At 35.4% G+C, this 13500-nt stretch carries 15 protein-coding genes and 1 tRNA gene; 9 read left to right on the top strand and 7 right to left on the bottom strand.

What is annotated here, in order from left to right; all coding sequences use genetic code 11:
• The first annotated feature begins 7 nt into the window (after positions 1 to 7).
• Complete coding sequence (locus tag BW936_RS15435) at positions 8 to 1435, top strand: amidohydrolase (protein WP_076549821.1); 1428 nt, start codon at positions 8 to 10, stop codon at positions 1433 to 1435.
• Positions 1436 to 1687: 252 nt separating this feature from the next.
• Complete coding sequence (locus BW936_RS15430) at positions 1688 to 2686, top strand: pirin family protein (RefSeq protein ID WP_076549819.1); 999 nt, start codon at positions 1688 to 1690, stop codon at positions 2684 to 2686.
• Between the two features lie 83 nt (positions 2687 to 2769).
• Here the strand turns inward: BW936_RS15430 and murA are convergent, their stop codons facing one another.
• The 3 genes from murA to BW936_RS15415 form a co-directional block, all read right to left on the bottom strand.
• A complete protein-coding gene (murA, locus tag BW936_RS15425; protein ID WP_076549817.1) occupies positions 2770 to 4077 on the bottom strand; it encodes a UDP-N-acetylglucosamine 1-carboxyvinyltransferase in 1308 nt (435 codons plus the stop codon).
• A gap of 16 nt (positions 4078 to 4093) precedes the next feature.
• The gene (locus tag BW936_RS15420; protein WP_076549815.1) at positions 4094 to 4753 is read right to left on the bottom strand and encodes a DUF4290 domain-containing protein; all 660 of its coding nucleotides are present in this window, start codon (positions 4751 to 4753) and stop codon (positions 4094 to 4096) included.
• 81 nt (positions 4754 to 4834) lie between these two features.
• Positions 4835 to 5122 carry a DUF493 family protein gene (locus BW936_RS15415; RefSeq protein WP_076549813.1) on the bottom strand — a complete coding sequence of 96 codons (288 nt, stop codon included), beginning with the start codon at positions 5120 to 5122 and terminating at the stop codon, positions 4835 to 4837.
• An 87-nt stretch (positions 5123 to 5209) separates the two neighbouring features.
• Between BW936_RS15415 and BW936_RS15410 the strand changes: the two genes are divergently transcribed.
• The 5 genes from BW936_RS15410 (at position 5210) to BW936_RS15390 (ending at position 9734) form a co-directional block, all read left to right on the top strand.
• The gene (locus tag BW936_RS15410; protein ID WP_076549811.1) at positions 5210 to 5779 is read left to right on the top strand and encodes an AAA family ATPase; all 570 of its coding nucleotides are present in this window, start codon (positions 5210 to 5212) and stop codon (positions 5777 to 5779) included.
• The gene (locus BW936_RS15405; RefSeq protein WP_076549808.1) at positions 5772 to 7667 is read left to right on the top strand and encodes a RecQ family ATP-dependent DNA helicase; all 1896 of its coding nucleotides are present in this window, start codon (positions 5772 to 5774) and stop codon (positions 7665 to 7667) included. The genes BW936_RS15410 and BW936_RS15405 overlap by 8 nt, the downstream gene beginning before the upstream one ends.
• A 1-nt stretch (position 7668) precedes the next feature.
• The gene (gene fmt, locus BW936_RS15400) at positions 7669 to 8616 is read left to right on the top strand and encodes a methionyl-tRNA formyltransferase (RefSeq protein WP_076549805.1); all 948 of its coding nucleotides are present in this window, start codon (positions 7669 to 7671) and stop codon (positions 8614 to 8616) included.
• Between the two features lie 170 nt (positions 8617 to 8786).
• On the top strand, positions 8787 to 9062 hold the full coding sequence (locus tag BW936_RS15395; protein ID WP_394333592.1) for an HU family DNA-binding protein: 276 nt from the start codon (positions 8787 to 8789) through the stop codon (positions 9060 to 9062).
• A 111-nt stretch (positions 9063 to 9173) separates the two neighbouring features.
• On the top strand, positions 9174 to 9734 hold the full coding sequence (locus BW936_RS15390; protein WP_076549801.1) for a YqgE/AlgH family protein: 561 nt from the start codon (positions 9174 to 9176) through the stop codon (positions 9732 to 9734).
• Positions 9735 to 9738: 4 nt separating this feature from the next.
• On the opposite strand, the gene BW936_RS15385 is transcribed toward BW936_RS15390, so the two are convergent.
• Complete coding sequence (locus tag BW936_RS15385) at positions 9739 to 10587, bottom strand: aminotransferase class IV (RefSeq protein WP_076549799.1); 849 nt, start codon at positions 10585 to 10587, stop codon at positions 9739 to 9741.
• A 52-nt stretch (positions 10588 to 10639) separates the two neighbouring features.
• A complete protein-coding gene (locus BW936_RS15380) occupies positions 10640 to 11023 on the bottom strand; it encodes an START-like domain-containing protein (RefSeq protein ID WP_076549797.1) in 384 nt (127 codons plus the stop codon).
• 138 nt (positions 11024 to 11161) lie between these two features.
• On the opposite strand from BW936_RS15380, the gene BW936_RS15375 reads away from it, so the two are divergent.
• Positions 11162 to 11235, top strand: a tRNA-Met gene (locus BW936_RS15375).
• Between the two features lie 110 nt (positions 11236 to 11345).
• Here BW936_RS15375 and BW936_RS15370 read toward each other — a convergent pair.
• Positions 11346 to 12071 (bottom strand): hypothetical protein, encoded by a 726-nt coding sequence (locus BW936_RS15370; protein WP_076549795.1) that lies wholly within the window; start codon positions 12069 to 12071, stop codon positions 11346 to 11348.
• Positions 12072 to 12449: 378 nt separating this feature from the next.
• Here BW936_RS15370 and BW936_RS19750 point away from each other — a divergent pair, with 378 nt between their 5' ends.
• Positions 12450 to 12611, top strand: coding sequence for a hypothetical protein (locus BW936_RS19750; RefSeq protein WP_167368355.1), 162 nt, complete (start codon positions 12450 to 12452; stop codon positions 12609 to 12611).
• 58 nt (positions 12612 to 12669) lie between these two features.
• On the opposite strand, the gene BW936_RS15365 is transcribed toward BW936_RS19750, so the two are convergent.
• Positions 12670 to 13494: an endonuclease/exonuclease/phosphatase family protein gene (locus BW936_RS15365; RefSeq protein ID WP_076549793.1), complete on the bottom strand. Its 825-nt coding sequence runs from the start codon at positions 13492 to 13494 to the stop codon at positions 12670 to 12672.
• Positions 13495 to 13500 lie beyond the last annotated feature (6 nt).

Raw genomic sequence — 13500 nt, 5'->3', positions numbered from 1 at the left:
TACTATAATGAAAAAAACCATTTTAACGGCTCTATGCTTTTGCATGAGCATATCCCTTTTTGCTCAGAAAATGAGTAAGGACAAAAACATGATTATTGCTTCTGTTGAACAACATAAAGAAGAACTTATTAAAATCAGTGATTCTATTTGGGCTTTAGCCGAAACCGCTTTTGACGAAACAGAATCCTCAAGAATTTTAGCAGATTATGCCGAGAAAAACGGAATGACCGTAACAAGAGGTGTAGCAAATATACCAACAGCATTCACAGCGACCTATGGCTCAGGAAGTCCGGTAATAAGTATTTTAGGTGAATTTGATGCACTACCGGGAATTTCGCAAAAAACATCTCCAGTAAAAGAACCATTTAAAGAAGGTGCTGCCGGTCATGGTTGTGGTCATAACATGTTTGGTACAGCCAGTTTGGGTTCTGCCATTGCTATTAAAGAATTGATGGATACCGGAAAAATTAAAGGTACCGTGAAGTTCTTAGGTACACCGGCCGAAGAAAAATATTTTGCAAAAGTATGGATGGTAAAAGCCGGACTTTGGGATGATGTAGATGTCAATATAAGCTGGCACCCATCTGCAGACATTGAAGCCGATGTACAAAGTGGATTATCACTAATAGATTTCGTAGTAGAATTTTATGGTCAGGCTGCACATGCCTCTATGGATCCATGGAACGGCCGTAGCGCATCAGATGCATTAGAATTGTACACTACCGGAATCAATTATTACAGAGAGCATATTTTACCGTCTTCAAGAATACATTACCATATACAAGATGGCGGTCAAGTTGTAAATGTGGTACCAGATTATGCTAAACTTTGGGTACGTGTTAGAGATCCTAAAAGGTCTAAAATGTTACCAACATACGAGCGCGTAAAAGCCATGGCAGAAGGTGCTGCAATTATGGCGAATGTAGAATATAAAATCTCGTTAGTTTCGGGTATTTATGAAACATTGGTAAATCGTTCGGGTGGAGAAATTATGCAGAACAATCTAGAATTATTAGGTCCTATCACCTATACCGAGGAAGAAACAGTATTCGGTAAAGCCATACAGAAAGCTACGGGAAAACCAGAGGTTGGCTTTGATGGTACTGTTCACCCACTAAGAGAAACACTTGAAAATCCAGGTGGTGGTTCTACTGATGTAGGCGATGTTAGCTGGAATGTACCTAACATTAATTTAGGGGTTTCCGTGGCACCAACAGGCACACCTTGGCATTCATGGGCAGTTGTTGCCTGCGGCGGGATGTCTATTGGTCACAAAGGAATGATATACGCATCTAAAGCCATGGGAATGACCATGCTAGATTTGTTTCAAAATCCGAAGTTGGTGAGCAAGGTCAAAGAAGAATTTAAAACACGTAAAGGTGATGAAATTTATGAACCCATGATCGATGGACCACCACCATTAGATGGAAAGTAACACACTACTATAAAGAAGCTATCTTAACAGATAGCTTCTTGCATTTTTAGTACTAAGAACTATCAAACTTAAACAACCATAAAAAAATTATTAACATGTATTATTTTAAATAAACTTTTTCAACTGATCAAGTAAAGAAAATCCAGTTGCTCTAAGGACAATCGGAGTACGACAGATATATTTAAAAGCCCCAGAAAACAATTGGGTTGAAATTAACAATGAGGCTCATTAATTCTATGTAATTTGTTAAGTATGAGCAACGAGATAAAACAGATTTTTCAATTAAGTTTTCCCTGGCAAACGCAAGATCCTTTTTTATTCTGCGTTTACCATTTAGACCACTACCCAAAAGGAAATGGTGAACTAGGTCCGTTAGATTCTTTAGAAGGAAGAAATCTAGGTAATGATTTCCAAATTAAGAACGGATATAGAATGTACCACGGCACTACGGTGCCCGGGTTCCCAGCACATCCACATCGCGGATTTGAAACTATTACCGTGGCAAATAAAGGGTTTTGTGATCATTCAGATTCTCTAGGTGCCGCAGGTCGTTTTGGAGAAGGAGATGTACAATGGATGACCGCCGGCAGTGGCGTTCAGCATGCAGAAATGTTTCCTCTTATTCATACAGATAAAGAAAACACACTAGAGCTATTTCAAATTTGGTTGAATCTACCTTCAAAAAGTAAATTCGTAGACCCTCATTTTAAAATGCTATGGCATGAAGATATACCAATACTGAAATTAAAACAATCATCTGTAAAAATAATTGCCGGTAGTTTCAACGATCAACAAGCTATAGCACCAGCTCCAGATTCATGGGCTGCTGCTGAAGATAACAATGTAGCCGTCTGGAATATAAAAATTGCACCTAAAGGCGCCATAACCTTACCAAAAGCAAATGAAGGGACTACCCGAACCATTTATTTCTATGATGGTAATACCATTGAAGTTCTGGGCAAATCAATATCTCTTAATCATGGTATTGAGGTAGAGGCTACTTCAGAAATAGTAATTAAGGCTATTGATAAAGCTGCAAGTATTCTTGTGTTACAAGGCAAACCCATTAATGAGCCAGTGGCTAAATACGGACCGTTTGTTATGAATAACGATCAAGAATTACAAAATGCCATGAATGAATTTAGAACTACGCAGTTTGGCGGTTGGCCGTGGAGGCACCCTGATCATGTACATGAAATAAACCAAGGACGTTTTGCCAAATATCCTGATGGCACAGTTATAGAAAAGTAATTTCTAAATAGTATAAACGTAAAAACTCCATAATTAGGTCTAAAACCTGATTATGGAGTTTTATATTAGATATAAGTAAAAACCTATATCCTAACAATTTTAGCACCTATAGCACGTAATCTTTCATCTATATTTTCGTAACCACGGTCTATCTGTTCAATATTATGAATTGTTGAAGTCCCTTTTGCCGATAAAGCAGCAATTAATAAAGAAACACCCGCTCTAATATCTGGAGAGGTCATTGTAGTAGCTTTTAATGTAGACTGAAAATCATGACCAATTACCGTAGCTCTATGGGGATCACAAAGAATAATCTTTGCTCCCATATCTAATAATTTATCTACGAAGAACAAGCGGCTTTCAAACATTTTTTGATGAATTAAAACTTCTCCTCTAGCTTGTATGGCTACCACTAAAATGATACTCAATAAATCAGGAGTCAATCCTGGCCACGGTGCATCTGCAATGGTTAAAATAGAACCATCAATATAGTTTTGTATTTCATATCCGTCTTTATGGGCAGGAATATAAATATCGTCTCCTTTTCTTTCTAGCGTAATACCTAGTTTACCAAATACAGTGGGTATTTGACCTAAATCATCCCAACTAACATCTTTAATAGTCAATTCACTTTTAGTCATTGCAGCTAAACCGATCCAGCTACCTATCTCTATCATATCTGGTAACATACGGTGATCTGTACCTCCTAATTTTTCAACTCCGTCAATAACTAAAAGATTAGAACCAACACCAGATATTTTGGCGCCCATTCTATTTAGCATTTTACATAGCTGCTGTAAATAAGGCTCACATGCCGCATTGTAAATTGTTGTTTGTCCTTCTGCCAAGACAGCTGCCATAACAATGTTAGCGGTTCCGGTTACAGAAGCTTCGTCCAATAACATATAAGTTCCTTTCAACTTATCTGCTTCTACGCCATAGAAGTATTCCTCTTTATTATAGCGAAATTGAGCTCCAAGTTTAATAAACCCTTCAAAATGTGTATCTAAACGTCTACGACCAATTTTATCACCACCAGGCTTAGGGATATAACCTTTACCAAAACGTGCCAATAACGGTCCAACTAACATAATAGAACCTCTTAAGCCTCTACCATCTTGTTTAAACTGATCGGATTGCAAATATTCTAGGTTAACGTCATCTGCCTTAAAAGTATAAGACCCTTTCCCTTTCTTTTGAATTTTTACGCCAAGATCCTCTAAAAGAGCTATGAGTTTATTTACATCAACAATGTCCGGAATATTGTTGATCGTTACTTTTTCATCTGTAAGTAGTACTGCGCAAAGTATTTGTAGAGCTTCGTTCTTTGCTCCTTGAGGTGTTATTTCACCAGTTAACTGATGCCCTCCTTCAATTTTGAATGTCCCCATCTAGAGAAGTGGAAATTTAATAGCGTTTTTTACCGCGGTTATTATTATTTCTTTGATTTTTCTTTCCTGAATTATTGGAACGAGGAGATTTTGCAACTCTGTTCTTAAGGAATTGTCCGCTGTCCGTCAAACTTTCGCCTTCCGCAGCAAGATCAATACGACCATCGCTTAGTTCAAATAAATGTTTAAATATAGCTTTATCATCAACTACGTCTTTATTCCAATTCAAGTAACATTTTTTCATGTGATTGGCAATCGCATATTCCAAACCAGAACGCTTATCACCTTTCTCCCACTCTACCGCAACATCGATCATACGTTTAATATTGTTTCCATAAAAACGATATTTAGGAAAATTTTGCGGATACTCTAATGGCTCAGGTCTTTTTCTTAATACCTCTTTAGAGGTAATTGGAAAAGGGGAATCTACATCCAACTTAAAATCGGACATAATGAACAACTGATCCCACAATTTGTGCTGAAAATCTGGCACATCGCGCAAATGGGGCTGTATGTTTCCCATGACGCTAATGATTGCTTGCGCCACTTTATTTCTTTCTTCACGGTCTTCAATTGATATTGCATGGTTCACCATTTTTTGAAAATGACGACCATATTCAGGTATAATCAAATGCTCACGCTCCGTATTATATTCTAGGTTTTCTACTAATTGCAAATTGAAAATTTTAGCTTAATGTATTTGAGAAGTATTCTTATAACGATGCCAAAATAAGAAAATTATGGATGAAATGCTATTTTACAGGGATATTACGCCCTCTAATTTACCTACTTCTTTATATTTTTCTATTACCGCGTCTGGGTTCTTCAAGTTTACTGTTATAGAAACACTGGTATATTTACCATTTTTAGATTTTTTTAAATTGATTACCGCTCCCGTATTATCGAAAATGGTATTTATTTTATCAATCTTATCCGATGCGGTCTCCACTATAAACTTATACAGATAGTCAGAAGGCCACTTTGATGTTTCTGATAGTTGCTCGTGTAATTTTTTATAAAATTCTTCAGGGTTATTCTCGTCCATTACTAGTATTTTATGCAAAGATAAGTGTAAAGTGCCAGTTTTTTAATACTGTTGATTATTGTACTTTTGCTTTTATAAATTAAGAGTTTGAAAAGCAAGAGAATTGTTGTAACAGGAGGTCCGGGAACAGGCAAAACAGTATTGATATCCTCTCTAGAAGAAAATGGCTACTATTGCTTTCACGAAGTAATAAGAACCATGACATTAGATGCTTTGGGAGATATAGCTTTAGATGACCAATTAATTAATCCCATTGATTTTGTTAAAGATGCTAAAAGTTTTAATGATGAATTGATCAATGCTCGTCTACAACATTTCATTAACGGTAATAAAATAGAAAAAGATCATTTGTTCTATGATCGTGGCTTGCCAGATGTAATTGCCTATATGGACTATTTTGGTCAGTCCTCTGAGCAATATTATGCTGATTTATGCCTAGAACACAGGTATGACGAGGTATTGATTTTACCACCATGGAAAGAAATCTATGTTCAGGACAACGAACGAATGGAAAATTTTGAACAAGCTTGTGGAATTCACGAAAAGCTTGAACAAACGTATATTAACCTTGGGTATACACCAATAGAAGTACCTTTTGGCACTATTGAAAATCGTATGCAATTTGTAGTAGATTTTATAAATAAAACGGGTGAATAACACACCAAAAGAAATCTTATCTAAATATTGGGGCTTTGACAGCTTTAGAGGCTCTCAAGAAGAAATCATCAACGCCATATCCAACGGTCAAGATGTTCTAGGTCTACTACCTACAGGAGGTGGTAAATCTTTGTGTTTTCAAGTACCAGGATTAATGAAAGAAGGTATTTGCATTGTTATTTCCCCATTGATCGCACTAATTGAAAATCAGGTAGACAACCTTCAAAAACTTGGCATTAAAGCCATTGGACTAAGAGGCGGACTCAAATTTACCGAGGTAGATAAGTTGTTGGACAATTGTATTTACGGTAATTATAAATTCTTGTACTTATCACCAGAACGTTTACAACAAGAGCTGGTTCAAGAACGCATAAAGGCAATGAACGTATCTATGTTCGTTATTGATGAGGCACATTGTATTTCGCAATGGGGTCACGATTTTAGACCTGCATATTTAAGTTGCTCCATATTGCGAGAACTACACCCCGCCCCACCTATAGTAGCACTGACGGCCACGGCCACAAAAAGAGTTAGTGATGATATCATTACATCATTGGAGCTCACCTATCCTTTTGTCGTAAAAGACTCTTTCTTTAGAAAAAATATTGGTTTTGGAGTCCTATTGACCGAAGATAAGAATGGCCGTTTAAAACAATACTGTCAACAAATAGAACATAGTGCTATAGTATATGTTAGAAGTAGACGAAAAGCAGAAGAACTATCAAAGTTCCTTGTTCAAAATAATATAAAGGCAACGTTCTATCATGGCGGTGTAGATCAAAAAAAGAAGACCGAACGCCTAAATCTTTGGTTAGAGGATAAAATTCAAATTATGGTTGCCACCAATGCCTTTGGTATGGGTATAGACAAGCCAGATGTGGAGTTGGTGGTTCACTTTCAAATACCGGATAGTCTAGAGAATTACTTTCAAGAAGCCGGTAGGGCCGGTAGAAACGGAAATTTTGCCAAAGCAATTTTACTTACCAATACTACAGATAAGGTATTGGTCAAAAAACAGTTCATTGAGATTTTACCGGATGTAGCCTATGTAAAAATGATCTACCGAAAGTTAAACACATTTTTTCAAATAGGATACGGTGAGTTCACAGAGGCTACGTACTATCTTAACTTTAATGAATTTTGTAACATCTATAAACTGAATACATTTTTAACATACAATGCATTACAGCTATTAGATAGAAATTCAGTGATATCATTGTCTGAAAATTTCTCTAAAAAAATCACCATAAAGTTTATTACAGATAAAGATACTTTATATAGATATATAGATCAAAACACTAAACTTGCCAACTTTATTAAGGTTGTATTACGAACCTATGGCGGTCTCTTTGAGTATGACACCCAAATAAATACGTATCTATTATCCAAAAAAACATCAATATCAGAATCATTGATACATCAAAATTTTGAACAGTTGGCAAAAGGTGAAATTATAGCATATACCAGTGCATCAAGTGATTTAGAAATGCTGTTTTTAGTTCCCAGGGATGATGACCGTACCATAAACATGTTCGCAAAAAATATAGAAGAACAAAACCAACTTAAAATTGATAAAGTAACCAAGATGCTGAATTTCATTGAAACTGACACTATCTGCAGAAGTATTCAGTTATTGGAATATTTTGGAGAAGTTCAAGAAAAGGAATGTGGTATATGTGATGTTTGCATCAGTCATAAAACCGGCAATAATGATATCGTTCACGCCAAAATAAAGATCATTCAAATATTAAAAGGACAAACGGCAAATTCTAGAGAATTACAAAAACACCTGAATATCTCACAAAAAATAGTAATTGCCGCGTTACAAGAACTACTAGAAGATAACATTATATCATTAAACACAATAAACGAATACCAACTATTATAATATGGAAGCATTGAGAATTGTATTTATGGGAACTCCAGATTTTGCCGTGGGCATCTTGGATACGCTGGTAAAAAAGGAATATAATATAGTTGGTGTCATCACAGCACCAGACAGACCTGCAGGAAGAGGCAGAAAGCTAAATGAGTCTGCAGTAAAAAAATTTGCAGTAAAGAACGACCTTAAAGTATTACAGCCTACTAATTTAAAAGATCCGGATTTTTTAGCAACCCTAAAATCTTTAAATGCCAACTTACAAATAGTAGTAGCCTTTAGAATGCTACCAAAGCTTGTTTGGGATATGCCAAAATACGGAACCTTTAACCTGCATGCATCACTATTGCCACAATACAGAGGTGCAGCACCAATTAATTGGGCAATTATTAATGGGGAAACTACAACAGGGGTGACCACATTCTTTATTGATGAAAAGATTGACACCGGTGCCATTATATTGCAAGATCAAGCAACCATTGAAAAAACAGATAATGCAGAAGACTTACATGACAGGTTAATGCATTTAGGCGCAGAAACCGTGGTAAAAACAGTTGCACGTATAGAAGAAGGAAATTTTGAAACAACCAAACAATCAGATTCAGCTGATTTAAAAGATGCCCATAAACTTTTTAAAGAAACCTGTGAAATAGATTGGAGTGCACCGGCAGAAGATATATACAATTTTATAAGAGGCTTAAGTCCGTACCCTGCAGCTTGGACTACACTTTACAATGGAGACCAAACGATAATTGCAAAAATTTACAAAGCGAATATAGAAGCCGCAAACCACAATATGCCGTATGGATCTTTGATTTCCACAAAAAAGGAGATGAAAGTTGCCGTACAGGGCGGGTACTTAAATCTCGATGAAATACAACTACAAGGCAAGAAAAGAATGCTTGTAAGAGATCTACTGAATGGCCTTAATTTGAAAGAAAATGCAAAAATGGGGTGAGACCCCGTGTTTATTGGGCTGCGACAAACGTAAAAAAAAACCTACTTTATTAACAAACACGCTGAGTTATCAACAAAACATGGTATTTCCCCCTGTTTTACTTGCGTTGCTCAGAAATCCATATAAATTTGTTAGTAGGTATAAATTATTTAATCACAATTAATTATCAAATTATGAACAAAACAGAATTGATCGATGCAATGGCAGCTGACGCTGGCATCACAAAAGCTGCGGCTAAAAAGTCATTGGAATCTTTCTTGGGAAATGTTGAAAATTCTCTTAAAAAAGGAGATAGAATTTCTTTAGTAGGTTTCGGTTCTTGGTCCGTATCTAAAAGAAATGCAAGAGAAGGTAGAAATCCATCAACTGGAAAAACTATCCAAATTGCTGCTAAAAATGTAGTTAAGTTTAAAGCAGGTGCTGATTTAAGCAAAGCTGTAAACTAATTTTACACTGATAAATGTATTAAAAGCGCCTTAATAGGTGCTTTTTTTGTTTGTATGTTTTTGGTTTTAAGAGGATTTGTCTTACTTTAGGTAGATAATCATACTAAATTTATGATCGCATTAAAGCCAACCAAAGGAAAATTACTAATTGCAGAACCTTCACTAACCGGTGATGTTTCTTTCAATAGGTCCGTTGTATTGTTAGCAGAACACAGTACTGAAGGTTCTGTTGGTTTTATTTTAAATAAGCCATTAGAATACCTAATTAACGAATTGATTACGGATATTGAAATACCTTTTCAGGTATACAATGGTGGACCAGTAGAACAAGACAATCTATACTTTATTCATAAAGTACCTCATTTAATAGCTAATAGCGTTGAAATTTCTGATGGTATCTATTGGGGCGGAGATTTTGAAACTACCGTAGAACTCATCAATAAAGAAATTATATCTGAAGACGATATTAGATTTTTTCTAGGTTATTCCGGTTGGTCTTCATTACAATTAGATGAAGAACTTACTTCTAAATCATGGATCGTTGTTGAAAATGAACACGAAAGCAGAATCATTCAAAAGGCGGCAAAAGCCATTTGGAAAGAAAATATGATCCAGCTAGGCGGCGACTACCTTTTATGGTCCAATGCACCTGAAAACCCAAGTTTAAACTGACATACTAGCTTAAAGACATTCTGGCCGCAGCATTTAATTTACCGATCAGGTTTTTGGCAGTAGTGTTCACAAAATCTTTTTTTCTATATTTTGTTACAGATACAATACCTTCAATATTATTTACTAGGAACAATTCATCTGCTTTTTGAAGCTCAAAAGGCGAAATACTTTCTTCAAGAACATCAAAATCATTAAGTTTAGATACCAAATCTATAAGTTTTTTTCTTAGAATACCGTGCACACAGCCATCTGATACTGGTGCTGTCTTGATTTGATTCCCTTTTACTACAAACAAATTGCCATTTAAGGACTCTATGACCTGCTTTTTCTCGTTCAGCAGCAAACAATCTTGATAATCATTTTCTTGAGCATAGACAGCTCCTACGACATTCAATATTTTATTATTGGTATCTAAATTGGAGAGCATACTAGAATTCTTATAGAAATCTTTAAAAAGCTCTACTTCATATGCGCCCTCATTTAAAATAAAAAAAGGATTGGTAAGCGTTTTACCAGTGATTAAATATGAAATACTATGATCAGAAATAGAAAAGTTGTTCTGGCTATTCCTAAAAACCGTAAACTTTATATGTTTGGCTTCTTTTAATCCATTTTCCGAGATACTTTTAAGAATTTCCTGTTCCATAAACTCCATCGTAAAGTACATGGGTATCTCCATTCTAAGAATTCTCATAGAAGACATTAAACGCAAGTAATGGTCTTCTAAAAAAATAATATCTCCGTTTAAAACGCGAAGCTCTTCAAAAACGGCATCGCCAAGGTGTATTCCCCTATTATTTTCGTTTAAAAAAGAAGTGTTATCGTCAAGAAGTTCACCATTAAAATTGAACATAAAAAAAGCCTTAAAAAATTAAGGCTCAAAGATACTGTAAATAAGGCTATTTTTAAGATGATCCCAACACCTGTTTTAAATCTGACACTTGGTTGGACCAAAGCATTTTAGACTCATCAATTTCGTCCTCTTCTGCATAATCGGTAATAAATAACGAAACATCTTTAGTAATTTCGTCTACTATTATTTTCATTTCAAAGAAACTGTCATCATCAGCTTCCTCCCAGGCGAAGCGAACAAACTCATCTGTTTTTCTTTTCAACAATTTAGCTTCCTCTTCAGCTCCGTCCCATATAAATGTAAACCTTTCACCTCTAGAATTCACATTGTCCGCAAACCATTCTGACAGTCCAGATGGGGTTGCCAGGTATTGATATAACATCTGTGGTGAAGACTGAATTACAAACTCTATTTCAAATTTTATTTTATCGCTCATGTTCATGCTACTTAATTACGAGCAATATATATATTTCTATATGATAAAAAAATAAAAGGCCATTATTATTTTTTTAATCAACTTTTGTTGAAGAACTAATAAATTACCACTATATTTGCAGCCGTTTAAAAATAATATGGCGAGGTAGCTCAGTTGGTTAGAGCGTCGGATTCATAACCCGGAGGTCGGGGGATCGTGCCCCCCTCTCGCTACAATAAGCAAAGGCACAGCAACGGTTTAACGAAAGTTAGACCGTTTTTTTTATGCCAAATTTTATTTCATTATCGTTAATATTTCCACATAAAATATTTCTGAAACTAATTTATTCTACAAATGAATTTTTCTTATACGTATGAAGGGGTACATATGTATCTACCATATGCTCAGTAATTTCTTTTAAGGTTTTTCCGTTAATGGGGTGCTTCCCGGGTGCAGTATAATATTCCATCTTACCTCCAGACTTATAATACCATATCAATGGCATCTGAGTAGTTTCATCAAAAAAATCTGTAATTAAATCAACCTCAACTTTTCTAAAATTCCGTAACCTTACTTCATCTAATGGAATTATGCTTTCATTAGTTCCTGCCACACACGCTACCTTTTCAAAATGATCAGTTTTCCACGTCATACACAAGGTCTCCTTATGCTTTTCACTTAACCCAAGAATTAATCCAACAACCACTATTAAACTTACCACTGCCAATACCTTCCATATCCTATAATCGTCCTTACCTACTTTACTCTTGTCATTCTTTTGAGCCTCTACATTTGAAATTGTTGTATAGAGACCATTTTGTTTAACGTAATCTGCATAAGAATCATACCCCAGATATTGGCATAGCACATTTATAGTGTGTTCATTTTGCTCACCTACCCCTTCTTTTTTATCAAGGTATTTATCATAAAGTCTTTCAATTGTTCTAGAACTTACGAAAGTTGATTCTGCGATATGCTTACTAAGTGCATGTTTTGATTTTTTTGAACAAATACTTTTCGCCTTTTGGAAAACTTTCTCAACTATTTCATTAATATTTTCCTCATTCATAGTCTTAAAATTACAAATTAATTTTTATCAATCCTTAACAAAACCTCTTCCAAGCACCGTTATCATTGGTGTCAAATACTTGTCGAACACAAGTCGGGGTTATGTCTAGCCCTAATCCATCAACTTCTCTTTTCTTTGTTTCAGGTTGATTTAGAGCTATGCATTGCTACCAGAGCTCATATATAAATCAAACGCTCGGGAATCTAAAATACGGTCGGTAACTAGTCCGATTGAGAAGTAACTAGGCACTACCGTATTTGGATTTCCACTTCTCAAACCAGGGAGACGTCCCTTCATTTTTATGTGCGATTTCTATCGCCACAATTCACTGATTTCAAAATCGGACAGCCATTGGTATGTCCAAAAATCTTAAACAAAATGAAGAAAATATATATCGTTTTATTAACCGTTATTTTCAGTTCTGTCTATTTATCATGTGACCCACAAGATCTATCTGAAAAAGAAGTAGAACTTCAAGCTTGCTGTGGTGATGGCGGAGATATTCCACCTCCTCCACCGCCACCTGACCTTTCAAATTAAGTTAAATTACAAAGAGGAATGAGTAAATATTTGCTCACTCCTCTTTTTTATTAAAATACTAATACAAACTAAAATTCAGTAACACTGGCAGGTGATCAGACAACGCTCTAGCACTAGAAAGATTCTCACAAGCTTTTACATAATCAATTACATAACTGCTTTTGGCAGAAATTTTATTTGAATAGAAAATATTATCAATAGGGTAATTTAAATAGCCATTTGTTGAACAATTTTGTTTCAATGTAGTTTTAGTATCTATAACCGAGGCGTTGTAGCCCTGCGCCTTTAAACCCATGAAAACAGATTCTTTTTGATCCAAATTAAAATCGCCCGCCAATATAATTGGATGTTGAAAATCATCTGAATTTAAATAATCAGTAATTGCCAAAATTTCTTTTTCCGGGTTTTTATCATGCGGCCTTGAATGAAAGTTAATTATGGATAATTTTTGGCCATCTACATAAAAATCAAGAAAAAATGGTTCTCGATCAACAAGAGCATCCAGTTCAGAAATTAATGCTCCTCTATTTTTTATCTTTATGTTCTTCGTCTTCCAAATAAAAGCGTAGCGCTCGGTAACGTATTTTGTGCTATTGGTAGGGTTGCTAATTACATAATCCCACTTAGCTCCTTTTCTATTGAGGTTATCGGCAAGTTTAGCCACCGCCTGTGCACCTCCAAAGCCTGCTACTACTTCTTGTATGGCTACAATATCCGCATAACGTACAATTTCTGCCATGCTATCTAACTCTTCGCTGTTTTTGGTTTTACCAAAGTCTCTAATGTTCCAAGAAATCAGGCTTATTTGTTCTTGGGAAGAAAGGTTGAAACTTAATAAGTAAAGAACTAAACAAATAATTCTTCTAATTGAATTTAAATCCATTTTCTA

Source organism: Maribacter ulvicola (genome assembly GCF_900155985.1).
In the GTDB taxonomy this organism is placed as follows: domain Bacteria; phylum Bacteroidota; class Bacteroidia; order Flavobacteriales; family Flavobacteriaceae; genus Maribacter; species Maribacter ulvicola.
This window is presented reverse-complemented; position numbering and strand designations above follow the sequence as displayed.

Bases quoted from the DNA above. Each gene is read 5' to 3' on its own strand.
- BW936_RS15390 (WP_076549801.1), top strand. From the start codon at position 9,174: ATGATCGCATTAAAGCCAACCAAAGGAAAATTACTAATTGCAGAACCT.
- BW936_RS15385 (WP_076549799.1), bottom strand. From the start codon at position 10,587: ATGTTCAATTTTAATGGTGAACTTCTTGACGATAACACTTCTTTTTTA.
- murA (WP_076549817.1), bottom strand. From the start codon at position 4,077: ATGGGGACATTCAAAATTGAAGGAGGGCATCAGTTAACTGGTGAAATA.
- BW936_RS15430 (WP_076549819.1), top strand. From the start codon at position 1,688: ATGAGCAACGAGATAAAACAGATTTTTCAATTAAGTTTTCCCTGGCAA.
- fmt (WP_076549805.1), top strand. From the start codon at position 7,669: ATGGAAGCATTGAGAATTGTATTTATGGGAACTCCAGATTTTGCCGTG.
- BW936_RS15370 (WP_076549795.1), bottom strand. From the start codon at position 12,071: ATGAATGAGGAAAATATTAATGAAATAGTTGAGAAAGTTTTCCAAAAG.
- BW936_RS19750 (WP_167368355.1), top strand. From the start codon at position 12,450: ATGAAGAAAATATATATCGTTTTATTAACCGTTATTTTCAGTTCTGTC.
- BW936_RS15435 (WP_076549821.1), top strand. From the start codon at position 8: ATGAAAAAAACCATTTTAACGGCTCTATGCTTTTGCATGAGCATATCC.
- BW936_RS15380 (WP_076549797.1), bottom strand. From the start codon at position 11,023: ATGAGCGATAAAATAAAATTTGAAATAGAGTTTGTAATTCAGTCTTCA.
- BW936_RS15365 (WP_076549793.1), bottom strand. From the start codon at position 13,494: ATGGATTTAAATTCAATTAGAAGAATTATTTGTTTAGTTCTTTACTTA.
- BW936_RS15415 (WP_076549813.1), bottom strand. From the start codon at position 5,122: ATGGACGAGAATAACCCTGAAGAATTTTATAAAAAATTACACGAGCAA.